The sequence below is a fragment of the Streptomyces sp. NPDC046335 genome (assembly GCF_055587985.1).
The window spans coordinates 294,177-317,729 of the sequence record NZ_JBVJFF010000007.1; the positions used below are offsets into that span (position 1 = coordinate 294,177).

Below are 23,553 nucleotides of genomic sequence, written 5' to 3' on the forward strand. Positions count from 1 at the left end.
TCAGCCACCCCAGATGTCGTAGAGCCGCACTTCGAGCACGGCGAGGACCACGCCGCCCGCGGCGACCGTCGTGGAGCCCCAGCGGGTGCGTTCGGCCAGGGACATGAAGCCCGCCGCGGGGACGCAGGCGAAGGAGCCGAGCAGGTACGCCACGAAGATCGTCGTGCCCTGCTCCGGGTCCTGCCCGCGGGCGAGCTGGACGATGCCGACGACCATCTGGACCAGCGCGAGGAGGGTCACCACGCCCATGCCGATGAAGTGCCAGTCCTTGGTCGGCTGGTCGCGGTAGGCGGCGAAACCGCACCAGGCGGCGAGGGCGAGCGCGGCCACGGCGGTCGCGATCGTCAGGGCAACAAGCATGCCCGTGACTTTATTACGGGCCCTTTGACCCGATGCGCGTGCCCCCGGGGTGCTCCCGCGGGCCCGGCGGCCGGCGAGATCCGGGCCGAGGCCCGCTGCGGCCCGCCGGGGATGAAGGCCGTGGCGTTGACCACAACGCACGGCGCGCCGGCGCTCCCGGCCGATGCCGTCGGCCAGGACCTCTCCGCCGTATCGGCGCAGGCCACGGCGGAGGGCGGAAGGATCACGCCCGCCGGACGGCCACCCCGCGCCCGTCGGCCGTGCCCGTCCCACCGCTGTCCGCATTCCGGACAACGGTGGCGGCCGGGCGTCTCACGCGTGTTTTACTTGGGCCCATGACCACGACGAGCAGCCGCACCCTTGCGACCGAGGCGACGATGACGCCCGGTGCTCGTTGTATGTGTCGAATGTGCGCCTTCTGAGGGCCCCCACACCACCTCTGAGCCTCGCGCCCCGAAGCGAAGCCGCTGTGCCGCGCCCCCGCACGACGTACGCGACGTGAGTCCGTACCGACGCGGGAAGCGAGCCGGCCCCGCGCACACGTCCTCCGGTTCACATCGCCACCGCGAGAACCGTGCCGCGTTCCGAACGAATGCCCCGTGCCCGGCCACACCCGCGCCGCGCACTCGACAGTGACGGAATCCCCTGTGATCACCACTTCCGGCCTCACCAAGGTCTACCGCTCACGCGGTCGTGAAGTAACCGCCCTCGACGGAGTCGACCTGCACGTCCGCGAGGGTGAGGTGTACGGCGTCATCGGCCAGTCCGGCGCCGGCAAGTCCTCCCTGATCCGCTGCGTCAACCTCCTGGAGCGCCCCACCTCCGGCACCGTGACCGTCGCCGGCCAGGACCTCACCGCCCTCGCAGGCCGCGGCCCCCGCGCGGGCAAGGAACTGCGCCGGGCCCGCAGCCGCGTCGGCATGGTCTTCCAGCACTTCAACCTGCTGTCCTCACGGACCGTGCAGGACAACATCGAGCTGCCGCTGGAAATCCTCGGCCTCTCAGGACAGGCGCGCTCCCGCAAGGCCCTCGACCTGCTCGACCTGGTCGGCCTCGCCGACAAGGCCCGGTCCTACCCGGCGCAGCTCTCCGGCGGCCAGAAGCAGCGCGTCGGCATCGCCCGCGCGCTCGCCGGCGACCCGAAGGTGCTGCTCTCCGACGAGGCCACCAGCGCCCTCGACCCCGAGACCACCCGCTCCATCCTGCGGCTCCTGCGCGACCTCAACCAGCAGCTCGGCCTGACCGTCCTGCTCATCACCCACGAGATGGACGTCGTCAAGAGCGTCTGCGACTCCGCCGCGCTCATGGAGAGCGGCCGGATCATCGAGTCCGGCACGGTCAGCGAGCTGCTCGCGACACCCGGCTCCGAGCTGGCCGCCGCGCTCTTCCCGGTCAGCGGCGACACCACGGGCGAGGACCGCACCGTCGTCGACGTGACCTTCCACGGCGAAGCCGCGACCCGGCCGGTCATCTCCCAGCTCTCCCGCACGTACAACATCGACATCTCGATCCTGGGCGCCGCGATGGACACCGTCGCGGGCAAGCAGGTCGGCCGGATGCGCATCGAGCTGCCCGGCCGCTTCGAGGACAACGTCGTCCCGATCGGCTTCCTGCGCGAGCAGGGCCTCCAGGTCGACATCGCGGGCGAGGATCCCGTGCCCACTCCCCGGAACGAGACGCTGCTGGTCAAGGAAGGTGCCAAATGACCTGGTCGGAGATGCGGCCCCTGCTGGAGCAGGCCTGTTGGGACACCCTCTACATGGTGGGCTGGTCGACGCTCATAGCCGTCGTCGCCGGACTGCCGCTCGGCGTCCTGCTCGTCCTCACCGAGCGCGGCGCGCTCCTCCAGAACGCCGTGCTCAACAAGGTCATCGGGCAGATCGTGAACATCGCCCGCTCGATGCCCTTCATCATCCTGATGGTGGCCCTGATGGGCTTCACCCGCTGGATCACCGGCACCACCATCGGCCGCGAGGCCGCCCTCGTGCCGCTGGCCGTCGGCGCCATCCCGTTCTTCGCGCGCCTGGTGGAGACCTCGATCCGTGAGGTCGACGGCGGGCTCGTCGAGGCCGTGCAGTCGATGGGCGGCTCCACCTGGACCGTCGTACGCAAGGTGCTCGTCCCCGAGTCGCTGCCCTCGCTGATCTCCGGCGCCACCACCACCATCGTCGCGCTCATCGGCTACTCCGCCATGGCGGGCACGGTCGGCGGCGGCGGCCTCGGCGACCTCGCGCTGCGCTACGGCTACCAGCGCTTCGAGACCGAGCTGATGTGGATCACCGTGGCGATCCTCGCCGTGGTCATCTCGATCATCCAGTTCGTGGGCGACTACACCGCCCGCAGGCTGCATAAGCGCGGCGGCGGCTCGGCCCCGCTGCTGCTCTTCCGGCCGCTGCGCGGCGCGCTGCCCGGCACCGCCGCCGCCGAGACGACCACCAAGACCGGCTGACCGGGCTCCCCCCCCGCAGTCTTCCCCGCCCACCCAGCGGGGCCGCACCACCCATGGAGAAAGGCACTTTTCGTGCGTAACACCACCAAGATCACCACCGCCGTCCTCGCCGCCGGAGCCCTCACCCTCGGGCTCTCCGCCTGCGGCTCCGACAAGGGATCCGCCGGCGACAAGAACGGCCCGCTCATCGTCGCCGCCACCCCGACGCCGCAGGGCGAGATCCTGTCGTACGTCCAGAAGAACCTCGCCGAGAAGGCGGGCCTCGACCTGGAGGTCAGGGAGTTCACGGACTACGTCACCCCGAACACCGCCGTCCAGCAGGGCGAGGTCTTCGCCAACTACTTCCAGCACAAGCCGTACCTCGATGACTTCAACAAGAAGAACGGCACGGACATCGTGCCCGTCGAGGGAGCCACGGTTCACCTGGAGCCGCTCGGCGTGTACTCCAAGAGCCTCAAGAAGCTCGGCGACCTGAAGAACGGCTCCACCGTCGCCGTCCCGAACGACACCACCAACGAGGCGCGCGCCCTCAAGCTCCTCGCGGACAACGGGCTCATCGAGCTCAAGAAGGGCGTCGGCTACGAGGCCACCCCCAAGGACATCGCGAAGAACCCCAAGAACCTCAAGTTCAAGGAGCTCGAAGCCCCCACGCTGCCGCGCAGCCTGGGTGACGTCGACGCCGCGGTGATCAACGGCAACTACGCCCTGGAGGCGAAGCCCGCGCTCAGCCCCGCCAAGGACGCCCTCGTCGCCGAGAAGGCCAAGGGCAACCCCTACGGCAACTTCCTCGCCGTCAAGAAGGGCGACGAGGACGACCCGCGCGTGAAGAAGCTCGCCAAGCTCCTCACCTCGCCCGAGGTCAAGAAGTTCATCGACGACAAGTACGACGGCGCCGTCGTCGCGGCGTTCTGATCATGCGTACGTCCCTCGCCGCCGCCGCGGCCGGTTCCCTGGCCCTCACGCTGGGCCTCACCGCCTGCGGCGCCGGCTCGGACAGCGGCTCGGGCGGCTCCGGCGACACACTCGTCGTCGGGGCCACCCCGACCCCGGCCGGCGAAGTCCTCACGTACATCAAGGACAACCTCGCGGCGAAGGCGGGGCTCGACCTGAAGATCACGGAGTTCACCGACTACGTCACGCCGAACACCGCGCTCCAGGAGGGCTCCCTCGACGCCAACCTGTACCAGCACGCCCCGTACCTCAAGGACTTCAACGAGTCCAAGAAGACGGACCTGGTGCCCGTGACCGAGGTGTACCTGCCTCCCATGGGCGTGTACGCGAAGAAGACCAAGGACGTGCGCGCGCTCCGCCCCGGCGCGACCGTGGCCGTCCCCAACGACACGACCAACGAGGGCCGCGCGCTCCAGCTCCTCGCCTCCCGGGGCGTCATCGGGCTCAAGAAGGGCGTCGGCGGCGCTGCCACGCCCGGGGACATCACGTCCAACCCGAAGAAGCTGGACATCAAGTCGCTCGATCCGGCGCAGCTCCCGCGCTCGCTCGACGACCTCGACGCGGCGGTCATCAACAACAACTACGCGCTCGACGCCGGGCTCAGCCCCAAGGAGGACGCCATCCTCCTTGAGTCCCCGAAGGGCAATCCCTACAACAACGTCCTCGCCGCCAAGAAGGGCGAGCAGGACGACCCGCGGATCGCGAAGCTGGCGAAACTGCTCACGTCGCCCGAGGTGAAGAAGTTCATCGAGGACAAGTACAAGGGTTCCGTCCTGCCCGTCGCGGCGCGCTGAACGGCGTCCCGCGCGCGGGACGTCGGCACCACGGCCACGGGGTCCTCTCCCGGCGAAGGAGAGGACCCCGTGGTGCGTCTGGGCCCGTGCATGCTGCATGCTGGGCACTTCGGAAGGCCTGAAGGCGAAGGTCCTCGAGGTCTATGACGGTTATGGAGCGGCGCATGACAACAGCCTCCTCGGGCTCCTCCGCGATTCCGGTGTTCCCCGACATCTCCATCAGCACGGAGCGGCTGATGCTGCGTCCCCTCGAAGAGGCGGACGTCCCCGCGTACGCGGAGATGATGAACGACGAACTCGTCACGGCCTGGACCTCCGTGCCCGAGCCCTACACCGAGGCCCACGCGCGCACCTGGATCACCCGCCTCGCCCCCGCCGAGCGCACCGAGGGCCGCGGCATAGTCCTCGCCGTCACCGAGTTCCTCACCCAGCGCCTTGTGGGCATCATCCAACTCCGCGCCACCGACTGGCGGGTGCGCTCGACGGAGCTGAACTACGTCGTCGCCCCCTGGGCCCGCGGCGAGGGCTACGCGTCCGAGGCCGCGCTTGCCGCCGCCCAATGGCTCTTCCACGACCGCGGGTTCGAACGCATCGAGCTGCGCACCGCCGCCGACAACACCGCCGCCCAGCAGGTCGCGCAGAAGATCGGCTGCATCAGCGAGGGCGTCCTGCGCGGCGCGTGGATAGCGCGCGTCAGAAACGGCGGCGACCCCTTCGGCGGCTGGCTCGACGTGCGCACCGACCTCATCGTGTGGAGCCTGCTCCCCGAAGACCTCGAAGGCGTCTCCGAGAGCCTCGCCCAGAGCGGCTTCTCCGCCTTCTCCGACTGGAACTGAACAGGGCACTTCCGGCGCACGCCGGCCACCCGCCGCACGCGTCGCGCAGCAGGTACGCTCGCCCTGGCCGCGTGCGCGGTCGCACCCAGCGTCCACCGCCCCGCCACACGACCCGCGAGAACCCAGGAGACAGACGACGATGGCCGACCGGGTCACGGTGATCGGCTGGGACGGTACGCCGCTGACCGGCGCGGCACGCTCCGCGCTCAGCGCCGCCACGCTCGTGGCGGGCGCCGGCCACCACCTGGCTCTGGACGAGGTCCCCGCCCGTGCGGAGCGGATCCGCCTGGGCAGCGTGAGTCTCGCCGCCCGTCGCGTCGCCGCCCACCGCGGCACCGCCGTGGTCCTCGCCGACGGCGACCCCGGCTTCTTCGGTGTCGTACGCACCCTGCGCGACCCCGAGTTCGGCCTGGAGGTCGAAGTGGTGCCCGCCGTCTCCTCCGTTGCCCAGGCATTCGCCCGCGCGGGCATGCCCTGGGACGACGCGGAGGTCGTGGTCGCCCACCGCCGCACCCTGCGCCGCGCCGTGAACGTCTGCCGGGCCCACTCCAAGGTCGCCGTCCTCACCTCGCCGGGAGCGGGCCCCGCCGAACTCGGCCTGCTCCTCGAAGGCGTCCACCGCACCTTCGTGATCTGCGAGGAGCTCGGCACCGCCCGCGAACGGGTCTCCGTGGTCACCTCGGACAAGGCCGCCGACCACGCCTGGCGCGACCCGAACGTCGTCATCGTCATCGGCGGCGCCCCCGCCTCGCCCGACACCGGCTGGATCGCCGGGCGCGAACCGGCCACCTCGCCGCGCGGCTGGGCACTGCCCGCCGCCGAGTACGGCGGTGACGTCTGGCTCGGCGAGGGGGAGAACGACCGGCTGCGGGCCGCCCAGCTCGCCCGCACGGGGCCGCGCGTGGGCGACCTCGTCTGGGACATCGGCTGCGGCAGCGGCGCCTTCACCGCGGAGGCGGCCCGCTTCGGCGCCGCCGTGATCGCCGTCGACAGGGACGCCGACGCCCTCGGCCGCACCACCGCGGCCGTACGCCGCTTCGGGGTCCAGGCGCAGACCGTGCACGGCGTCGCGCCGCACATCCTGGAGGACCTGCCCGAACCCGACGTCGTACGGGTGGGGGGCGGAGGAGCCGCTGTCGTCTCCGCGGTCGCCGACCGCCGCCCGGAGCGCATCGTGACGCACGCCGCGACACGCGACGCCGCCGAACTCATCGGCAGGGATCTGAGCGAACACGGGTACGGCGTGGAGTGCGCCCTGCTGCAGTCCGTGGAGCTCGACACACGGGCCTGGCGGGAGGAGAAACGGACCGTTGCGTTCCTGCTCACGGGGCGTCTTCAGGACCGTTCCCCGTGACTCTGGCGCGGGATGGCGCGGGGTAGGCTGGCCGATCGTTGTACCGCACCCGGGTGTCCGGCAGTCCGTTGGTCGAGGTCCGGAAAATCCACCCGTATTGGGGGAAGCGTGTGGTACGGCGCAGCACCGGAGGACGCGCAACGTGGCGCAGTCCACAGCGGACCGTGGCCGATCACGCTGCCACGACGGCGGACCGACCGGGACAATACCTCTTGTCCGGCAAGCGGTTCGTGCCGCTCGGCGCACACGCTCGTTGAGGATGACGGGCGGTTGGTGCGCCGCTCCGGGCAATGGGGCCTCCCCGGCCGAAGGCGGCGGGGCGGTCGAAGAAGCACTAACCGATGGGCGAGGGGTTACGCATGACCGACACCGGCCAGGTCCCGGGCGAGGGGCTGCCGGAGGGCGCAGGCAACGGTGTACCTACCGGGCCCGTGCAGGGCATGGGGGCGCAGCAGCCGGGCGTTCCCGCACCGGGTGCGTATCCGTTCACGGCCCCGGCCGACCCCTCCGCGTCCACCGCCGATGACGACGACCTGCTGTTCATGCCGGGCGCCCAGGGCGCCTGGAGCGAGGCGCAGCAGGCGGCGCACGGTTCCGCGCAGGGCCGCCCCCAGGCGGCTCACGTTCCCGGCCCGCACGAGACGTCCGGCAGGGACAGCGGCTCGGTCGACCTGAACGGCGTCCGGATGCCCGCCGCCGCGTCCGCCGCGTCCCACCCGGGTACCGCCCGCCGCCCGCTCCACCACGGCCCGACCGGACCCGCGGTGCCCGACGCCACGGCGGGGCCGGTGCGTTCGCTCGCCGACCGGGGCCCCGCGGGGGCGCAGCACGCCGCGCCGACGCCGACGCCGTCGCGCCACGCGGGACCGCCGACGATCGGTCCCGAGTACCTCGACATCCCGCGTGACGACGCCGCCCTGCCCGGGCCGCAGCTCGGCGAGATTCCGCCGCAGGGAGGGGAGCCTTGGGGGGCTCCGGAGCCGTCGGCGGTGCAGGGGGTTCAGCCGCAGGGTGAGGACGCTTCTGTGGCCCCTGTCGTGGCGGATGCCGTAGCCCCTGCCGCGGCAGGAGAAACGGTCGTCCCAGGGGCCCCGGAAGTCCCGCAGGCCCCGGAAGTCACACAGGCCCCGGAGGTCACACAGGCCTCGTACGCCGTCCAGGGCGCGCCGCCCCAGGGCGTCGGGTCGTTCCCGGCGGCGGGGGAGCCGGCGCCCGGCGTCGGGCAGCCCGCGTTCGCCGTCGCATCGGCACAGCCGTGGGAGAGCGCCCAGGCTCCGCCCGAGGAGACCGGTTTCGCCCCGGCCACGCAGGCCGACGGGTTCGGCGTACAGCCGGGCTTCGCGCAGGACGGCGGCCACCCGGCCGAGGTCCCGCACGCCCCGCAGGACTCGTACGCGCCCGTGGAGGGTTCTCTCGGCGGCGCCCAGGCGGCCATGCCGATCGGCGAGTTCGTGCCGGTCGACGGCACCGTGCCGACCACGCCCCACCTCGCGCCGACGCCCCCGCAGCCCGTCGCCGTGCCGCAGCCGGTCGCCGTGCCGTCGGCGGAGGTGGCCGCCGAGGCCGAGGCCGAGGCCGAGGCCGATCCCGCGGCCCCGGAGGCCACTGCCGCTCCTGAGGCTTCTGCGGTTCCTGAGGCCGCTGCTGCTCCCGAGGCGCCTGCCGTTTCCGAGGCTCTCGCGGCCCCGGAGGCCGCTGCCGTTCCTGAGGCTTCTGCCGTTGCCGAGGCTCCTGCTGCTCCCGAGGCGGCTGCCACGCCGGAGGCCATTGCCGTTCCTGAGGCTCCTGCTGCTCCCGAGGCTCCTGCCGCTCCGGCAGTTGAGCCCGCTTCGGCAGGCGAGGCCGCTCCGGCAGCTGAGCCCGTGCCGGAAGCCGGAGCCGCACTCGAGGCCGCAGCCGTGCCGATGGCCGTCGCCGCTCCGGAGGCGGTAGTCGTACCGGAGGCCGAACCCGCGCCGGAAGCCACCGCCGCTCCCGAAGCCACCGCCGCTCCGGAAGCCGCCGCCACCCCGGACCCCGCCGCCGCTCCCGAGGCCGCCGTCACGCCCGGCGCCCCGCAGCTCGCGGCCCAGCAGCCCCCCCTGCCCCAGGCCGACGCGCCGGGGCCGGAGTCGGGCGGTGGGCCCGCCTTCGTACCGCCCGTGGACCCGGCGCAGGCCCCGCTGCCCGAGGCAGTCGCCGTGGAGAGTTCGGCGGCTGCCGACGAAGCGCCGGAAGCGGCCCAGCAGCCCGCCGCGACCGTGCCCGCCCCGCGCGACGGTGCCGAGCCCGCGGCCGAAGCCGAAGCCGAAGCCGAAGCGAGCGTCGAGCCCGCCCAGGACCCGGTGGCCGCCGTCGTGGCCCCGGTGGAGTTCCCGGCCGCCGCGGGGGCGGCGGGCCAGGCCGAAGAGTTGGACGAGGCCGACGAAGTCATCTCGTTCGAACCGATCAAAGCGAACGAAGTGACTGAAGTGACCGAACTGGCCGAAGTACCGCAGCAGGCCGAAGCGCCCGCAGCAGCCGTGACGACCGAGGCCCCCGAGGCCGTCGCCGCGCAGGAGTTCCCCGAGGCCCCCGTCGCCGACGGGGAAGCCGCCGAGCCCGTGCCGTCACCCGGCCCGGCCGCGCCCGGCTACGACGACGCCGAGCGCGAGGCCGTCCTGCGCGTCATGCGCGAACGCCGCGACATCCGCAACGGCTTCCGCCCCGACCCGATCCCGCACGAGGTGCTGCTGCGCGTCCTGGAGGCCGCGCACACCGCGCCCTCGGTCGGCCACTCCCAGCCCTGGGACTTCGTCGTCATCAAGTCCGCCGAGACCCGGCGCTCGATGCACGACCTGGCCACGCGTCAGCGCGACGCGTACGCCAAGTCCCTGCCCAAGGGCCGCGCCAAGCAGTTCAAGGAACTGAAGATCGAGGCGATCCTCGACACCCCGGTGAACATCGTCGTCACCGCCGACCCCACCCGCGGCGGCCGCCACACCCTCGGCCGGCACACCCAGCCGCAGATGGCCCCGTACTCCTCGGCGCTCGCCGTCGAGAACCTCTGGCTCGCCGCCCGCGCCGAGGGCCTCGGCGTCGGCTGGGTCAGCTTCTTCGACGAGCGCGAGATGGTCCGCGCCCTCGGCCTGCCCGAGCACCTCGACGTGGTCGCGTACCTCTGCGTGGGTTACGTCGACGAGTTCCCCGACGAGCCCGAGCTGATGCAGGCCGGCTGGTCCAAGCGCCGCCCGCTCTCCTGGGTCGTCCACGAGGAGACGTACGGCCGCCGCGCCCTGCCCGGCGAGGAGCCGCACGACCTGCTCGCCGAGACGGTCACCAACATCCGCCCGCTGGACGCCAAGGCGCTCGGCGAGGCCTGGGAACGCCAGAAGCGGATGACGAAGCCGCCGGGCGCGCTCGGCATGCTGGAGATCATCTCCGCCCAGCTCTCCGGCCTCTCCCGGATGTGCCCGCCGCCGATCCCGGAGCCCGCGGCCGTCGCGGTCTTCGCGGGCGACCACGGCGTGCACGCCCAGGGCGTCACCGCCTGGCCCCAGGAGGTGACCGCGCAGATGGTCGCCAACTTCCTCGGCGGCGGCGCGGTCTGCAACGCCTTCGCCAACCAGGTGGGCGCCGAGGTCTGCGTCATCGACGTGGGCGTGGCCTGCGAACTCCCCGCCACGCCGGGCCTGCTGCCCCGCAAGGTGCGCGCGGGCACCGCCGACATGACGACGGGCCCCGCCCTGACCCGCGAAGAGGTCAAGGCCGCGATCGAGGTGGGCATCGAGACGGCCCGTGACCTGGTGGCGGCGGGCAACAAGGCGCTGCTCACCGGCGAGATGGGCATCGCGAACACCACCGCGTCCGCGGCCCTGATCTCCGTCTACACCGACACCGACCCGGCCGAGGTCACCGGCCGCGGCACCGGCATCAACGACGAGATGCACACCCGCAAGATCGAGGTGGTCCGCCGTGCCCTCGACGTCCACCAGCCGGACCCCGCGGACCCGATCGGCGTCCTCGCGGCCGTCGGCGGCCTCGAACACGCGGCCATGGTGGGTCTCCTCCTCGGCGGCGCATCCCTGCGCACGCCGGTGATCCTGGACGGCGTGAGCGCCGGCGCCGCCGCCCTGGTGGCCCGCGCCATCGCCCCCGAGGTCCTCGCGGCCTGCATCGCGGGCCACCGCAGCGCGGAGCCCGGCCACGTGGCGGCCCTCAACAAGCTGGGCCTGCGCCCCCTGGTCGACCTGGACCTCCGCCTCGGCGAGGGCACGGGCGCGCTCCTGGCGCTGCCGATCGTCCAGAGCGCGGCCCGCGCGATGCACGAGGTGGCCACCTTCGACTCGGCGGGCGTCACCGAGAAGTAGCCGCAGCGGGGCTAAGCCCCCGTATCGCGGCATCGGGCGGGGCTGGGGGAGACCCCCGGCCCCGCCCCAGCCATACTGAACCCGCACGTCAAGCAGCCGCTCCAGCGCCGCAGCGGTACCGCACCGTCAAGACTCCGCCCGCACGAGGAGCCCCAGAGCCATGGCCGAGAACCCCGCCTATCCCGTAGGCCTCCGCCTCGCAGGACGCCGCGTCGTCGTCCTCGGCGGCGGCCAGGTGGCCCAGCGCCGCCTGCCGGCCCTGATCAAGGCAGGCGCCGACGTCCTCCTCGTATCCCCCTCGGCGACCCCGTCCGTCGAGGCGATGGCGGACACGGGCGAGATCACCTGGGCCAGGCGCCGCTACGAGGACGGCGACCTGCGCGACGCCTGGTACGCCCTGATCGCCACCAGCGACGACGAGGCGAACACCCGTGCCTCGGCCGAGGCCGAGGCGCACCGCGTCTGGTGCGTCCGCTCCGACGACGCCGAGGCGGCCACCGCCTGGACCCCGGCCACCGGCCGCTCCGAGGGCGTCACCGTCGCCGTGCTCTCCAGCGACATCCACGACCGCGACCCGCGCCGCACCGCCGCCATCCGTGACGCGGTGGTGGAGGGACTGCGCGACGGCAGCCTGGTCGCGCCCCATCTGCGTACGCGTACCCCGGGCGTGGCGCTCGTCGGCGGCGGACCCGGCGACCCGGACCTGATCACCGTCCGCGGCCGTCGGCTGCTCGCCGCCGCGGACGTCGTCATCGCCGACCGGCTCGGCCCCCGCGACCTCCTCGACGAACTGCCGCCGCACGTCGAGGTCATCGACGCCGCGAAGATCCCGTACGGCCGTTTCATGGCGCAGGAGGCGATCAACAACGCGCTGATCGAGCACGCCAAGCAGGGCAAGGCGGTCGTCCGGCTCAAGGGCGGCGACCCCTACGTCTTCGGGCGCGGCATGGAGGAGGCCAAGGCGCTCGCCGAGGCGGGCATCGCCTGCACGGTGGTCCCCGGCATCAGCAGCTCGATCTCGGTGCCGTCGGCCGCGGGCATCCCGGTCACGCACCGGGGCGTCGCCCATGAGTTCACCGTGGTCAGCGGCCATGTGGCCCCGGACGACGAGCGCTCCCTGGTCGACTGGGCGGCCCTGGCCAAGCTCCGCGGCACCATCGTGATCCTGATGGGCGTCGACAAGATCGGCAGGATCGCCGAGGCCCTGATCGCCCACGGCCGCTCGCCCGAGACCCCGCTCGCCCTCGTCCAGGAGGGCACGACGGCCGCCCAGCGCCGCGTCGACGCGACGCTCGCCACGGTCGCCGAAGCGGTCCGCGTCCACGAGGTGCGGCCCCCGGCCGTCATCGTCGTCGGCGATGTCGTACGGGTGGGCCCCGAAACCCTCGGATGACCCCTGAGGACCACTCGCGTGACCCCCGAGAACCACTCGCGTAACCAGCGGTAACGGAACACCCTCCGCAGCCGTTGGCACCACACCCCGGACAAGGCAGTATCACCCTGTGGCTGATCTCATCACCGTCGACGACCCCGACGACCCCCGCCTGAGCGACTACACCGGCCTGACCGACGTCGAGCTGCGCCGCAGGCGCGAACCGGCGGAGGGCCTGTTCATCGCGGAGGGCGAGAAGGTCATCAGACGGGCCAAGGACGCCGGGTACGAGATGCGCTCGATGTTGCTCTCGGCCAAGTGGGTCGACGTCATGCGCGACGTCATCGACGAACTCCCGGCGCCCGTGTACGCGGTGAGCCCGGAGCTCGCCGAGCGGGTCACCGGCTACCACGTGCACCGGGGCGCCCTCGCCTCGATGCAGCGCAAGCCGCTGCCCACGGCCGACGAACTGCTCGCCACCACCCGCCGCGTGGTCGTCATGGAGGCGGTGAACGACCACACCAACATCGGGGCCATCTTCCGCTCGGCGGCGGCGCTCGGCATGGACGCCGTCCTGCTCTCCCCGGACTGCGCGGACCCGCTCTACCGCCGCTCGGTGAAGGTCTCGATGGGCGCGGTCTTCTCCGTCCCCTACGCCCGCCTCGAATCCTGGCCGAAGGGCCTGGACGGGGTGCGCGAGGCCGGTTTCAACCTGCTCGCCCTCACGCCGGACGAGAAGGCGAGGTCCCTGAACGAGGCGGCGCCCCACCGCATGGACCGCGTCGCGCTGATGCTCGGCGCCGAGGGCGAAGGCCTCTCCCGGCAGGCCCTGGTCGCCGCCGACGAATGGGTCCGCATCCCGATGGCGCACGGCGTGGACTCGCTCAACGTGGGCGCTGCCGCGGCGGTCGCGTTCTACGCGGTGGCGACGGGCCGCCCGGAGCTGTAGCCGGGAGCTGTAGCCGGTGGGCCTACTGGGCCCCTGATTCACCCTGCCGGACGCCCGACGGGCCGCCGCCCAACGGCTGGGACGAGATCCGCGTCTGGTCGCGCACCTCAGAGTCCCCGCTCCCCATGCTCCGCGCCGGACCCTGGCACCCCTGGGCCGCCGCGATGCCGAGCGCCACGAGCAGCGTCACGACGACGAACACGGTGAGCCGCTGCCGCAGCAGCCGCGGATTGGCGGGCCCGCGCAACCGGGTCCTGGTGGTGCGTGGCCCCGCCCGGCCGGTACCGCCGCGGGGAGCGGGCCTCTTGCCGGGCCGCGAGGTGCCGCGGGGCGCGGGGGAGCGCGACGCGCCGGTACGGGAAGAGCCCGTGCGCGGGGAGGCACCCGTACGGGAGGACCCGGTCCGCGACGCACCCGTACGGGACGCACCAGTACGGGAGGCGCCCGTACGGGACGCACCGTTGCGCTGGCCGGTCGGCCTCGGCGGGGGAGTGGTGCCCGGCGGGGAGCGCCGCTGGGTGTGCTGGTCCGCGTAGCTCTCGGCGAGCCGGCCCGTGGGCCGGTCGAGGTCCTGGCGCGGCGCCGGCGGGCGCGGATCGCCGAGGCCCTGCGCCTCGCGGGCGGCGATCTCCTTGAGCCGCAGCGAGAGCTGCAACGTGCTCGGCCGCTCCTCCGGGTCCTTGGCGAGGCACGCCCTGATCAGCGGCGCCAGGGAGTCCGGCACGCCCCGGAGCTGCGCCTCCTCGTGCACCACCCGGTAGAGCATGACCTCGGAGCTGCCGTGGCCGAAGGGGGAGTCAGCCATGCCCGCGTAGGCGAGGGTCGCGCCGAGCGCGAAGACGTCGGTGGCGGGTGTGACGGCGGCGCCGCGGACCTGTTCGGGCGCGAGGAAGCCGGGCGAGCCGACCGCCGTGCCGACATGGGTGAGGGTGGAGGCGCCGGTGGCCCAGGCGATGCCGAAGTCGATGATCCGCGGGCCCTTCGGGGACAGCAGGATGTTCGACGGCTTGAGGTCACGGTGGACGACACCGGCCTCGTGCACGGCCACCAGGCCTTCGGCGAGCGCCGAACCGACCACGGCCACGTCGGCCGCCGCGAGCGGTCCCTCGGCGGCGACCTTGTCGTGCAGCGAGGGCCCGGGGACGTACTGCGTGGCGAACCACGGCCGGTCCGCGTCGAGATCGGCGGCGACGAGCCGTGCCGTGCACCCGCCCCTGATCCGCCGGGCGGCCGAGACCTCCCGCGCGAACCGCGAACGGAACTCCTGATCCTCCGCCAGATCGGGCCGGATCACCTTCAGGGCGACGCGCTGCCCTCTGCGGTCCGACCCCAGATAGACGACCCCCATGCCGCCGGCGCCCAGGCGCCTGTGCAGCCTGAACGAGCCGACGACACGCGGGTCCTCGCGCCGGAGCCGCATCATCGCCATGTCCATCCCCGCTACCCGGTCCGTTTGACGAGCCACAGCTTACGTTTCCACGGGCGGGCACGTGCAGAGGCCGCGCCCTCGCGGGCCGACGGATTGTCAGTGCCGGGTGGGAAACTTGAAGAGTGGTCAGGGGGCGCGGTGGCCACGGCCGTCGATGCTGCCCCGATCTCCAACCATCCGTCGCCGAAGGGGGATTGATCGCGTGAAGGGTGATCGTGTGGAGATAGTCGTGGATGCCGGGGACACGACGCGGACGTACGAAGTGGTGGCGAGCCGGGCGGGCCGCCGGGTGGAGACGGCGGTGCGCAGGGGAGTGGTCGAAGTGAGCGAAGTCACCCGTAGCGGGTCGGTGGTGCGCACGGCTCGGTTCATGGCCACGCGGGTGCTCGCCCTGGTGGAGCAGCCGGTTCCGAGGGAGGACGTCTCCGAGGCCAAGCCCGGTCCTCTACGGGAAGACCCTGAGTCCTAGGTCCCCGTCTCCAACTAGAGGAGTACGCGGGCGCGGGCCGCTCATCCTCGGGGAGGCCCGCCAATCGGTACGAGGGCATGACGTGCCGCGGCCCGCCTGGACCTAGATTTGAGGTCAAGCGGCGGGTGCAGCACTCGTCCCCCGAGGTCAAGCACCCGTCGCTGCCAGAGCCACATCGAGATCGGTCAGGAGAGGAACCATGGCGGACATCGCACCGCGGACTTTGATCCGCACCCGGGGTCGCAGGTTCTCCGCGTTCGGCGTCCGGCCCTCCGGCACGCGTCACCCCCTGGTGGCGACGGCCATGGTCCTTCCTCTGGCAGCCCTGCTCGTGGTCGCCTTCGGCGGCTGGGAAGCAGTGGTCACACAAGCGTCGTCCGTGGGCGTGATGCTGGGGCGCTGAGCGGCGCCCCAGGCCCGGAAGAGCGGTCCGGGCGGGGACATCCGGCCAGGAAACCCCGTGGGGACGGGGGTGCGGCGGACGGCAGAATGCCCGCGCAGCTGGGGAGCTGCGCGGGCATTGCCATGCGTGGGCCGCTTCGGTTTTACGGTTTTACGGGATCGGGGGCGAGCGAGGCTGGTCGGCGGCCCCGATGGCTCGGACGAGGCGTGGCTCGGCGTGGCTCAGGTGGCTCGGCGTGGCTCAGTGGCGGTACGCGGCAGTCGCGGTCTCGACGAAGGACCGGATCAACGGGTTGGTGTCGCCTTCATTCCATGCCGCCACAACCCGGCTCGGCGCCATGTCGGCCAGCGGCACCGCGACAAGACCGGCGGGCAGGCCGTGGCCGAGCGGGGCCACGCCGACGGTGCCGTTCCACAGCACGGCTTGCAGGCACTCCTGGACGACGCGGACGACGGGGCCCTCGCGCGGCTCGCCGCCGTTCCAGTACGACTGCCAGGCGGGGTCGGTCCCCTGCGGGAACTGGAACCAGTGGCGGTCGCCCAGCTCGGCCAGGCGCAGACGGGGGCGGCGGGCCAGCGGATCGTCGGAACGCAGGACCACGCCGACCGGATCGCTGCGCAGCTCACGCACCGACAGGGCGGTCTCGTCGAACGGCGCCCGGGTCAGGGCGACGTCGACAATTCCGGCCCGCAGTCCACAGGTCGGGTCGGTCAGGTCCGTGTCGCGGACGCGGATGCCGATGCCGGGGTGGCTCCGGCGGTACGCGGCGGCCAGCCTCGTCGCTCCGTCGTCGGTGCTGTCGCCCAGGATGCCGACGGTGAGGGACGTGACGCGGGCCGCCGCGCTCACGCGTGCGCGGACGCGGTCGGCCTGGCCGAGCAGGGCCCGCGCCTCGTCGAGCAGCACCGTGCCCACCGGGGTGAGCGTGACGCCGACGGGCGAGCGGGTGAACAGCGGAGCCCCGACTTCCGTCTCCAGCCGCTTGATCGCCCGGCTCAGCGGCGGCTGGCTCATGTGCAGGCGGGTGGCGGCCCGGCCGAAGTGGAGTTCTTCGGCGACCGCCACGAAGTAACGCAGGGTCCGTAGCTCCACGCTGCGACGATACTCCGCAGGTATCGGCCTCGCGGAACAGGTCTTGGACACTCGCGGGCCACCGGCGGTGCACTGGGGAACATGACCGACGAAGCAAGAACCGGCCCACCGCAGCCCGACCCCGCCGTATCGGTGGTCGGACCCGCCGACGGCGAGATGATCGACCTGGGCACCACGCGCATGCGCGTCCTCGAAGACGGCAGCCATACCGGGCACCGCCTCGGCATCACCGAATCCGTCCTCGCCCCGCACACCCCAGGACCGCCGCAGCACCGCCACGCCGAGCACGACGAGGGCTTCTACATCGTCTCCGGCACGGTGCGGTTCACCGTCGGCGACGAGGACCACGACGCCACCCCGGGCACGCTCGTGGTGGTCCCGCCCGGCGCCCCGCACACCTTCGCCAACGTGACCGATGCCCCTGCCGTCATGCTCAGCGTCTTCACCCCCGACCTGTACGTGCAGTACTTCCGGGACCTCCAGGACATGCGCGCCGCCGGCCGACTGACGCCACAGTCCGGCATCACCACAATGAGCCACTACGCGACCGAGCCCGCCCAGCCGGTCCAGCCTGCCGACGAGCCGGCCCAGCCTGCCGAGTCCGTCCAGTCCGTCCAGTCCGCCGAGTCCGCGCAGCCCGCCCAGCCGGTCCAGTCCTTCCAGTGCGCCCAATCGTCCTAGTCCGTCCAGCCTGCCGAGTCCGCGCAGCCCGCCCAGCCGGTCCAGCCCGTCCAGTGCGCCCAGTCGGCCTAGTCCGTCCGGCCGGTCCAGTCCGGGTAGCCGGGGCAGCTGGTTCAGTCCGTCCAGCCCGTCCGCCCGGCCTAGTCCCTCCAGCCGGTCCAGCCGGTCCAGCCGGTCCAGCCGGTCCAGCCGGTCCAGCCGGTTCGGCCGGCCCAGCCAGTCCAGTCCGCCCGCCCGGTCCCGTCCGTCCAGCCGCTCCAGCCGCTCCAGCCGGGCTGGCGCCGGTGTCCGCCCTCCCCGCAGGCCACCGCACGCCCACGAACGCCGGTCGCCCCCCGGCCCGTAAGCCTGCCGCCCCGTCGCCACCCCGCACCCCCCACCGCATACGCTCGACCCTCGTGACCACCGCCCTGTTGCCCGCGCTCGCCTCCGAGGCCCGGAGTGCGGCTCATCCGGCCGGTGGGGCGTGTCCCTGTGGTGTCGGCGGAGCCGGTGACGCCGTGCTCGCCGACCGGGACGACGCCCAAGTCGTACGGCACGGAGACGTGGTCGCCAAGGCCCACGCACCCGGCACGGACCGGCGGGAACTGGCCATGCGTCTCGGCGTGGCCGCCCGCCTTCCCGAGCTGCTCCTGCCGCCCCTGCGCGAGGCGCCCGCCGTCCTGCACGGCCGCCTCGTCACGTTCTGGCCGCACGGCACCCCCGTGGACCGCGAGGCCCCCGACGCCGCCCCCTGGGAGGCCGCCGCCACGCTCCTCGCGGGGCTGCACGCCACCGACCCGGCGGCGCTGCCCCAGCCGCTCCCTGCGATGCGCGGCCCCGCCAAGGCCGCCCGCGCCATGGCCCGGCTCCGCGCCGCGGGCCCGCATCCCGCCGCGCCCCCGGTCCTGCGCGCCTGGGCGGCCCTGCCGGCATGGGCCCGCGGCGAGGCCCCCGCCCCGTCGGGACGCCGGCGGCTGTGCCACGGGGACCTGCACCTCGGCCAGCTCGTACGCACCGAGAGCCGCGGCTGGCGGCTCATCGACGTCGACGACCTCGGCACGGGCGATCCGGCCTGGGACCTGGCCCGCCCGGCGGCCTGGTACGCCTGCGGGCTGCTCTCCCCCGAGGAGTGGACCCGCTTCCTGGAGACCTACCGCCACGCGGGAGGCCACGCGCTCCCGGCGGGCGGCGCCGACCCCTGGCCGGTGCTCGACGTCCCGGCCCGTGCCCTGACCGCGCAGACCGCGGCCCTGGCGATCGCCAAGGCCGTCGCCGCAGGTCGCCCACTGGACGAGATCGAGCAGTCCCTGGTCGACGCCTGCGACCGGATGGCCGGAGTGACGGCGGTCCCGCCGGAGTTGGCCCCGGGTGTGACGAAGTAGGGTGCAACGCACCGAAGCCGGGAAGAGGTCCGGCGAAACAGTCACCACCGGCGAGGAGTTGAGCCGTCCATGCAGTGCCCCAAGTGTCACGCACCGATGCACACGTACAACCGCAATGGCGTCCAGATCGAGCAGTGCAACGGCTGCCGCGGCATCTTCCTCGACTACGGCGAGCTCGAGTCCCTGACCCGCCTGGAGACCCAGTGGGGCCAGCAGGCTCCGCCGCCCCCCGCGCCCCCGCAGCAGGCCTACCCCGCGCCCCCGGTCGCCCCGCAGCAGGCCTACCCCGCGGCCCCGGCCCCCGCCTGGGGCGCCCCGCACGGCGGCCACGGCGGTCACCACGGCCACCACAAGCGGCACAAGAGCTTCGGTCACATGCTCTTCTCGTCCTGAGCGCGGATACGTCCTGAGCGACGGACTCGTTCTGAGCGACGGATACGTCCTGAGCGACGGATACGTCCTGAGCGACGGACACGACGAAGCCCCCGGCCGTGGAGACGGCCGGGGGCTTCGTGGGTGGTGCGCGATACTGGGATTGAACCAGTGACCTCTTCCGTGTCAGGGAAGCGCTCTCCCGCTGAGCTAATCGCGCGGGTGACCTGCGTGTGCTGCGCACGGCGTCCGCCGTCTCCGGCTTCCGCTGCGTACTGCGTGCGCGATACTGGGATTGAACCAGTGACCTCTTCCGTGTCAGGGAAGCGCTCTCCCGCTGAGCTAATCGCGCGGGACGATCTCCATGAAGCCGATCATCACGATCCCATCGGCCTTCACCAAGATCCAGTGGACGATACTGGGATTGAACCAGTGACCTCTTCCGTGTCAGGGAAGCGCTCTCCCGCTGAGCTAATCGTCCTTGGAGGTGGAGACGGGATTTGAACCCGTGTAGACGGCTTTGCAGGCCGTTGCCTCGCCTCTCGGCCACTCCACCAGGAGTGCGGGGGTTCGGGAAGATCCCCCTCTTCCTGCGAGCGGACGACCAGGTTCGAACTGGCGACCTCAACCTTGGCAAGGTTGCGCTCTACCAACTGAGCTACGTCCGCTTGTCTTTCCCGGCCCGCTTGCGCGTCCCGGCGACGTGTTGAACTCTAGCGGATTCCTGGGCCAGTACAAAAACGCGTTTGCGCAGCGTGCTGCGCTGTCATCGGCCCGGGGCGCGCCCCGGGCACCGGCCATAGACTCGCAGCCGTGCACAACCCCGCTCCGACGTCGTCTTCGACGCTCCCTCCGCTGGCGCGCTTCGGTGGCCGTGTGGCCACCGGTCTGCGTGACGTGACCAGCGACCCCGCAGCCCTGGACTCCACCGGCTTCTGGGCGGTGACCGCCGACTTCGAGGGCGGCCTGACCTGCGCACGCTTCGACGACGTACGCGAAGAGCCCGTGCCCGCGCCCGTCCCGGGCAAGTGGCGCGGACCGGCCACCGGTGACTGGACGTCGTCCCTCGACCGCGCCGCGTACACCGAGGGCGTGCGGCGGATACGGGAGTACATCGCGGCCGGCGAGGTCTACCAGGCGAACCTCTGCCGCGTCCTGTCCGCGCCCGTCCCGGCCGACGCCGATGTCGACGCCCTGACCGCCCTCCTCGCGCGCGGGAACCCCGCTCCCTATGCGGGAACGATTCGCCTGCCCGAGCACGGCGTGGAGGCGGCCACCGCCTCGCCGGAGCTCTACCTGCGCCGCGAGGGCCGTGCCGTGGAGTCCGGCCCCATCAAGGGCACAGGAAGGACCGAGGCGGACCTCCTGGAGAAGGACTACGCCGAGAACGTCATGATCGTGGACCTCGTCCGCAACGACCTCGGGCGCGTCTGCGCCACCGGGTCCGTGACCGTCCCCGACCTCTGCGTGGTCGAGAAGCACCCCGGCCTCGTCCACCTCGTCTCCACCGTCCACGGCGAGCTGCGCCCGGACGCGGGCTGGCCGGAGCTGCTCGACGGAACGTTCCCGCCCGGCTCCGTCACGGGCGCCCCGAAGTCCAGCGCCCTGCGGATCATCGAGGAGCTGGAGACCGCGCCCCGCGGCCCCTACTGCGGCGGCATCGGCTGGGTCGACGCCGACCGGGGCACGGGCGAGCTGGCGGTCGGCATCCGCACCTTCTGGATCGACCGGTCCGAAGGCATGCTGCGCTTCGGCACGGGAGCGGGCATCACCTGGGGTTCCGACCCCGAGGGGGAGTGGCGGGAGACCGAGCTGAAGGCCGCACGGCTGCTGGCGGTAGCGTCGGGGGCGTACGAAGCGAGTGGAGGAAACCCAACGTGAAGATCTGGCTCGACGGCGGGCTGCAGGACGCCGAGTCCGCCCGTGTCTCCGTGTTCGACCACGGCCTCACGGTCGGCGACGGCGTCTTCGAGACGGTGAAGTCGGTCCAGGGCCGGTCCTTCGCTCTGACCCGCCACCTGGCCCGGCTCGCCCGCTCGGCGCGCGGTCTCGGGCTGCCCGAGCCGGACCTCGACGAGGTGCGCCGCGCCTGCGCCGCGGTCCTGGAGGCCAACCCGCTCCCGCTGGGACGGCTGCGGATCACCTTCACCGGCGGCCTCTCACCGCTCGGCTCGGACCGCGGCGACGAGGGCACCACGCTCGTCGTGGCACTCGGCGAGGCCCAGCGGCGCCCCGACTCCACCGCGGTGATCACCGTGCCGTGGACCCGCAACGAACGCGGGGCGCTGACCGGCCTGAAGACCACTTCGTACGCGGAGAACGTCGTCGCCCTGGCTCGCGCCCGCGAACAGGGCGCTTCCGAGGCGCTGTTCCCGAACACGGTCGGGCAGCTCTGCGAGGGCACGGGGACCAACGTCTTCGTGGTGCTCGACGGCGAGATCCACACCCCGCCGGTGGCCTCCGGCTGTCTCGCGGGCATCACGCGCGAGCTCGCCGTCGAGTGGACGGGCGCCAAGGAGACCGACCTGCCGATGGACGTCCTCGACCGTGCCGACGAGGTCTTCCTGACGTCGACGCTCCGCGACGTGCAGGGCGTCCACCGCGTGGACGAACGCCAACTGCCCGCGGCGCCCGGGCCCGTGACCGCCAAGGCGATGCGGACCTTCGACGAACGGGCGGCCGACGACCTCGACCCGTGAGGCCGGACCATTTCGGGGACAACCGGGCCATGTCGGGGAACAACGGGACCATGTCGGGGTACGACCGGGAGAAACCCTGGTGACGAGGTGGCCGTGGGGTGGGTAGAACACCTGTGATGACCACGACCCTGCGGCCGACCGGGCCGCTTCACCTGAGCGCCGACGGTTCCAAGGCGCGCACGTTCGACGTCTGTGTGAACAGCCGTCCCGTGGGCTCCATAGCCCTCGCCACCCACGACGTCTTCGGGCCGGAGGTCTGCCGGGTCGTCGAACTGCGCATCGACGGGCCCGACCGCGGACGCGGCCGCGGCACCGTGGCGGCGCTGGCCGCCGAGGAGGTGGCGCGCGGCTGGGGCTGCCGTCGCATGGAGGCCGCCGTCCCCGCCGAGTCGGCGGAGGCGCTGCGCCTCGCCACCGCGCTCGGATACGTGGAGCGCAACCGCGCCATGGCCAAACGCCTGGAGGCCGAGCCGGCCGCGCTGCCCGAGGGCGTGCGGTGGCGGCCGATGACCGAGGACGAGTACGCGGCATGGCTGGCGGAGGCCAAGCTGTCGTACGCCCGCACCTGGATCGAGCGCGGCGTGCCGGAGGCCGAGGCCCGCGCCAAGTCCGAGGCGGACCACACGAACAACCTGCCGCAGGGCCTCGCCACCCCCGACGTCCTGATGAGCGTGCTGACCGACCAGGGGGAGAGTGTCGGCAACCTCTGGCTCAAGATCAACGACGACAGGGGGTTCGTCTTCGACGTCGAGGTCGAGGAGCGGCACCGCGGGCGTGGCCACGGCCGCTCACTGATGCTCGTGGCCGAGGCGCAGACCCGGGCAGCGGGCAGGGACCGCCTCGGCCTCAACGTCTTCGCGGGGAACACCCCGGCCCTGCGCCTGTACGAGTCACTCGGCTACGAACCGCTCTCGTACCATCTCTACAAGCCCCTGCTCTAGCGTCCGGCGCTTCGGCGGGGCCGGGGTGGCCGGGGTCAGTCCTCGGCCGCCAGCAGGCCGTCGACGATCTTCTCGACGCGCTCGCGCAGGCCGTCCTGGCTCTTGCCGCCGTCGAGACGCTCACCGCCGACGACGTACGTGGGCGTGCCGGTGACGCCGATCGCCTTGCCCTCGGCCTGGTCGGCGTCGACGATCAGGATGTGCCGGCCGTCGACGAGGGCGGTGTCGAACTCCTCGGCGTCCAGGTCCAGTTCCCGGGCGCTCGCCACCAGGAAGGGCTCGCCCGAGCGGTCCAGCTCCTCGACCCGGCCGAGCACGGCCTCCACGTACGGCCAGCCCTTGCCCTGCTCGAAGGCCTCCTCGGCGGCCTGCGCGGCGGCGAAGGAGTGCTTGTGCTTCTCCAGGGGGAAGTGGCGCAGACGCAGCTCGACGCGGTCGCCGTAGCGGGCGCGCAGGGCGCGCACGTCGTCCAGGGCGGTACGGCAGTCGGGGCACTGCAGCTCGCACCAGACGTCGATGACGACGGGGCGCGCGGGGGTGGAGTCAGTCATGGTCCCAGTCTTTCAGCACGTGGGAGGACGCCCCAACCGGGACCTGGGGACGAGGCCGGACCCTGAGATGACCCGGAGATGTCCCTGAAGTCCGTTCCGGACGTGGCTCCGCGGTGCCCTCACGGTGCAGGATGGAGGGGACGACAGAGCCATGTACGA

20 protein-coding genes, 5 tRNA genes and 1 pseudogene are annotated in these 23,553 nt (G+C 72.7%); 17 read left to right on the forward strand and 9 right to left on the reverse strand.

The features are described from left to right. Complete coding sequence (locus ACZ6JY_RS19305) at positions 1-360, reverse strand: hypothetical protein (protein WP_469197193.1); 360 nt, start codon at positions 358-360, stop codon at positions 1-3. A gap of 647 nt (positions 361-1,007) precedes the next feature. Between ACZ6JY_RS19305 and ACZ6JY_RS19310 the strand changes: the two genes are divergently transcribed. The 9 genes from ACZ6JY_RS19310 to ACZ6JY_RS19350 all read left to right on the forward strand — a co-directional run bounded on the left by ACZ6JY_RS19310 (position 1,008) and on the right by ACZ6JY_RS19350 (position 13,393). Continuing rightward, positions 1,008-2,066, forward strand: a complete 1,059-nt coding sequence (locus ACZ6JY_RS19310; RefSeq protein ID WP_469197194.1) for a methionine ABC transporter ATP-binding protein — start codon at positions 1,008-1,010, stop codon at positions 2,064-2,066. After that, on the forward strand, positions 2,063-2,809 hold the full coding sequence (locus ACZ6JY_RS19315) for a methionine ABC transporter permease (protein WP_469197195.1): 747 nt from the start codon (positions 2,063-2,065) through the stop codon (positions 2,807-2,809). Before ACZ6JY_RS19310 ends, ACZ6JY_RS19315 begins: the two co-directional genes overlap by 4 nt. A gap of 72 nt (positions 2,810-2,881) precedes the next feature. Then, positions 2,882-3,721, forward strand: a complete 840-nt coding sequence (locus ACZ6JY_RS19320) for a MetQ/NlpA family ABC transporter substrate-binding protein (protein WP_469197196.1) — start codon at positions 2,882-2,884, stop codon at positions 3,719-3,721. Positions 3,722-3,723: 2 nt separating this feature from the next. Continuing rightward, positions 3,724-4,554, forward strand: coding sequence for a MetQ/NlpA family ABC transporter substrate-binding protein (locus ACZ6JY_RS19325; protein ID WP_469197197.1), 831 nt, complete (start codon positions 3,724-3,726; stop codon positions 4,552-4,554). A gap of 152 nt (positions 4,555-4,706) precedes the next feature. Continuing rightward, a complete protein-coding gene (locus ACZ6JY_RS19330) occupies positions 4,707-5,390 on the forward strand; it encodes a GNAT family N-acetyltransferase (RefSeq protein WP_469197352.1) in 684 nt (227 codons plus the stop codon). Positions 5,391-5,529: 139 nt separating this feature from the next. Then, positions 5,530-6,744, forward strand: coding sequence for a precorrin-6y C5,15-methyltransferase (decarboxylating) subunit CbiE (gene cbiE, locus ACZ6JY_RS19335; RefSeq protein ID WP_469197198.1), 1,215 nt, complete (start codon positions 5,530-5,532; stop codon positions 6,742-6,744). Between the two features lie 359 nt (positions 6,745-7,103). Beyond that, positions 7,104-11,072 carry a nicotinate-nucleotide--dimethylbenzimidazole phosphoribosyltransferase gene (gene cobT / locus ACZ6JY_RS19340; protein ID WP_469197199.1) on the forward strand — a complete coding sequence of 1,323 codons (3,969 nt, stop codon included), beginning with the start codon at positions 7,104-7,106 and terminating at the stop codon, positions 11,070-11,072. Positions 11,073-11,232: 160 nt separating this feature from the next. Continuing rightward, on the forward strand, positions 11,233-12,465 hold the full coding sequence (cobA, locus tag ACZ6JY_RS19345) for a uroporphyrinogen-III C-methyltransferase (RefSeq protein WP_469197200.1): 1,233 nt from the start codon (positions 11,233-11,235) through the stop codon (positions 12,463-12,465). 109 nt (positions 12,466-12,574) lie between these two features. Beyond that, complete coding sequence (locus ACZ6JY_RS19350; RefSeq protein ID WP_469197201.1) at positions 12,575-13,393, forward strand: TrmH family RNA methyltransferase; 819 nt, start codon at positions 12,575-12,577, stop codon at positions 13,391-13,393. A 22-nt stretch (positions 13,394-13,415) separates the two neighbouring features. Here ACZ6JY_RS19350 and ACZ6JY_RS19355 read toward each other — a convergent pair whose 3' ends face one another. Continuing rightward, complete coding sequence (locus tag ACZ6JY_RS19355) at positions 13,416-14,828, reverse strand: serine/threonine-protein kinase (protein ID WP_469197353.1); 1,413 nt, start codon at positions 14,826-14,828, stop codon at positions 13,416-13,418. Positions 14,829-15,024: 196 nt separating this feature from the next. Here ACZ6JY_RS19355 and ACZ6JY_RS19360 point away from each other — a divergent pair, with 196 nt between their 5' ends. Together ACZ6JY_RS19360 and ACZ6JY_RS19365 are read left to right on the forward strand one after the other, a co-directional pair. After that, complete coding sequence (locus ACZ6JY_RS19360) at positions 15,025-15,291, forward strand: hypothetical protein (RefSeq protein WP_469197202.1); 267 nt, start codon at positions 15,025-15,027, stop codon at positions 15,289-15,291. Positions 15,292-15,490: 199 nt separating this feature from the next. Continuing rightward, the gene (locus tag ACZ6JY_RS19365) at positions 15,491-15,694 is read left to right on the forward strand and encodes a hypothetical protein (protein ID WP_469197203.1); all 204 of its coding nucleotides are present in this window, start codon (positions 15,491-15,493) and stop codon (positions 15,692-15,694) included. 240 nt (positions 15,695-15,934) lie between these two features. Here the strand turns inward: ACZ6JY_RS19365 and ACZ6JY_RS19370 are convergent, their stop codons facing one another. After that, positions 15,935-16,786 (reverse strand): LysR family transcriptional regulator, encoded by an 852-nt coding sequence (locus ACZ6JY_RS19370; protein WP_469197204.1) that lies wholly within the window; start codon positions 16,784-16,786, stop codon positions 15,935-15,937. 81 nt (positions 16,787-16,867) lie between these two features. On the opposite strand from ACZ6JY_RS19370, the pseudogene ACZ6JY_RS19375 reads away from it, so the two are divergent. From ACZ6JY_RS19375 to ACZ6JY_RS19385, 3 genes and pseudogenes are all read left to right on the forward strand, one after another. Beyond that, positions 16,868-17,344: pseudogene (locus ACZ6JY_RS19375) on the forward strand (cupin domain-containing protein); the annotation flags it as partial. A 521-nt stretch (positions 17,345-17,865) separates the two neighbouring features. Further along, positions 17,866-18,831: a phosphotransferase gene (locus ACZ6JY_RS19380; protein ID WP_469197205.1), complete on the forward strand. Its 966-nt coding sequence runs from the start codon at positions 17,866-17,868 to the stop codon at positions 18,829-18,831. A gap of 69 nt (positions 18,832-18,900) precedes the next feature. Next, positions 18,901-19,224, forward strand: a complete 324-nt coding sequence (locus ACZ6JY_RS19385) for a TFIIB-type zinc ribbon-containing protein (RefSeq protein ID WP_469197206.1) — start codon at positions 18,901-18,903, stop codon at positions 19,222-19,224. A 124-nt stretch (positions 19,225-19,348) separates the two neighbouring features. Here the strand turns inward: ACZ6JY_RS19385 and ACZ6JY_RS19390 are convergent. The 5 genes from ACZ6JY_RS19390 to ACZ6JY_RS19410 all read right to left on the reverse strand — a co-directional run bounded on the left by ACZ6JY_RS19390 (position 19,349) and on the right by ACZ6JY_RS19410 (position 19,871). Next, positions 19,349-19,423 (reverse strand) — tRNA-Val (locus ACZ6JY_RS19390). 60 nt (positions 19,424-19,483) lie between these two features. Further along, a tRNA-Val gene (locus tag ACZ6JY_RS19395) sits at positions 19,484-19,555 on the reverse strand. Between the two features lie 57 nt (positions 19,556-19,612). Further along, positions 19,613-19,684: transfer RNA gene (locus ACZ6JY_RS19400), tRNA-Val, on the reverse strand. A 1-nt stretch (position 19,685) separates the two neighbouring features. Continuing rightward, positions 19,686-19,759: transfer RNA gene (locus ACZ6JY_RS19405), tRNA-Cys, on the reverse strand. A 39-nt stretch (positions 19,760-19,798) separates the two neighbouring features. Next, positions 19,799-19,871: transfer RNA gene (locus ACZ6JY_RS19410), tRNA-Gly, on the reverse strand. A 145-nt stretch (positions 19,872-20,016) separates the two neighbouring features. Here ACZ6JY_RS19410 and ACZ6JY_RS19415 point away from each other — a divergent pair. The 3 genes from ACZ6JY_RS19415 to ACZ6JY_RS19425 all read left to right on the forward strand — a co-directional run bounded on the left by ACZ6JY_RS19415 (position 20,017) and on the right by ACZ6JY_RS19425 (position 22,843). Next, the gene (locus ACZ6JY_RS19415) at positions 20,017-21,084 is read left to right on the forward strand and encodes a chorismate-binding protein (protein ID WP_469197207.1); all 1,068 of its coding nucleotides are present in this window, start codon (positions 20,017-20,019) and stop codon (positions 21,082-21,084) included. Beyond that, positions 21,081-21,902 (forward strand): aminotransferase class IV, encoded by an 822-nt coding sequence (locus tag ACZ6JY_RS19420; protein WP_469197208.1) that lies wholly within the window; start codon positions 21,081-21,083, stop codon positions 21,900-21,902. The genes ACZ6JY_RS19415 and ACZ6JY_RS19420 overlap by 4 nt, the downstream gene beginning before the upstream one ends. A 116-nt stretch (positions 21,903-22,018) precedes the next feature. Then, a complete protein-coding gene (locus ACZ6JY_RS19425; protein ID WP_469197209.1) occupies positions 22,019-22,843 on the forward strand; it encodes a GNAT family N-acetyltransferase in 825 nt (274 codons plus the stop codon). 35 nt (positions 22,844-22,878) lie between these two features. On the opposite strand, the gene ACZ6JY_RS19430 is transcribed toward ACZ6JY_RS19425, so the two are convergent. Beyond that, positions 22,879-23,394, reverse strand: a complete 516-nt coding sequence (locus tag ACZ6JY_RS19430; RefSeq protein ID WP_469197210.1) for a DsbA family protein — start codon at positions 23,392-23,394, stop codon at positions 22,879-22,881. Between the last annotated feature and the right edge of the window lie 159 nt (positions 23,395-23,553).

Coding starts and splice junctions, on each gene's coding strand:
- cbiE (WP_469197198.1), top strand. CDS start 5,530: ATGGCCGACCGGGTCACGGTGATCGGCTGGGACGGTACGCCGCTGACC.
- cobA (WP_469197200.1), top strand. CDS start 11,233: ATGGCCGAGAACCCCGCCTATCCCGTAGGCCTCCGCCTCGCAGGACGC.
- ACZ6JY_RS19430 (WP_469197210.1), bottom strand. CDS start 23,394: ATGACTGACTCCACCCCCGCGCGCCCCGTCGTCATCGACGTCTGGTGC.
- ACZ6JY_RS19355 (WP_469197353.1), bottom strand. CDS start 14,828: ATGGACATGGCGATGATGCGGCTCCGGCGCGAGGACCCGCGTGTCGTC.
- cobT (WP_469197199.1), top strand. CDS start 7,104: ATGACCGACACCGGCCAGGTCCCGGGCGAGGGGCTGCCGGAGGGCGCA.
- ACZ6JY_RS19365 (WP_469197203.1), top strand. CDS start 15,491: ATGGCGGACATCGCACCGCGGACTTTGATCCGCACCCGGGGTCGCAGG.
- ACZ6JY_RS19305 (WP_469197193.1), bottom strand. CDS start 360: ATGCTTGTTGCCCTGACGATCGCGACCGCCGTGGCCGCGCTCGCCCTC.
- ACZ6JY_RS19330 (WP_469197352.1), top strand. CDS start 4,707: ATGGAGCGGCGCATGACAACAGCCTCCTCGGGCTCCTCCGCGATTCCG.
- ACZ6JY_RS19425 (WP_469197209.1), top strand. CDS start 22,019: ATGACCACGACCCTGCGGCCGACCGGGCCGCTTCACCTGAGCGCCGAC.
- ACZ6JY_RS19325 (WP_469197197.1), top strand. CDS start 3,724: ATGCGTACGTCCCTCGCCGCCGCCGCGGCCGGTTCCCTGGCCCTCACG.
- ACZ6JY_RS19315 (WP_469197195.1), top strand. CDS start 2,063: ATGACCTGGTCGGAGATGCGGCCCCTGCTGGAGCAGGCCTGTTGGGAC.
- ACZ6JY_RS19385 (WP_469197206.1), top strand. CDS start 18,901: ATGCAGTGCCCCAAGTGTCACGCACCGATGCACACGTACAACCGCAAT.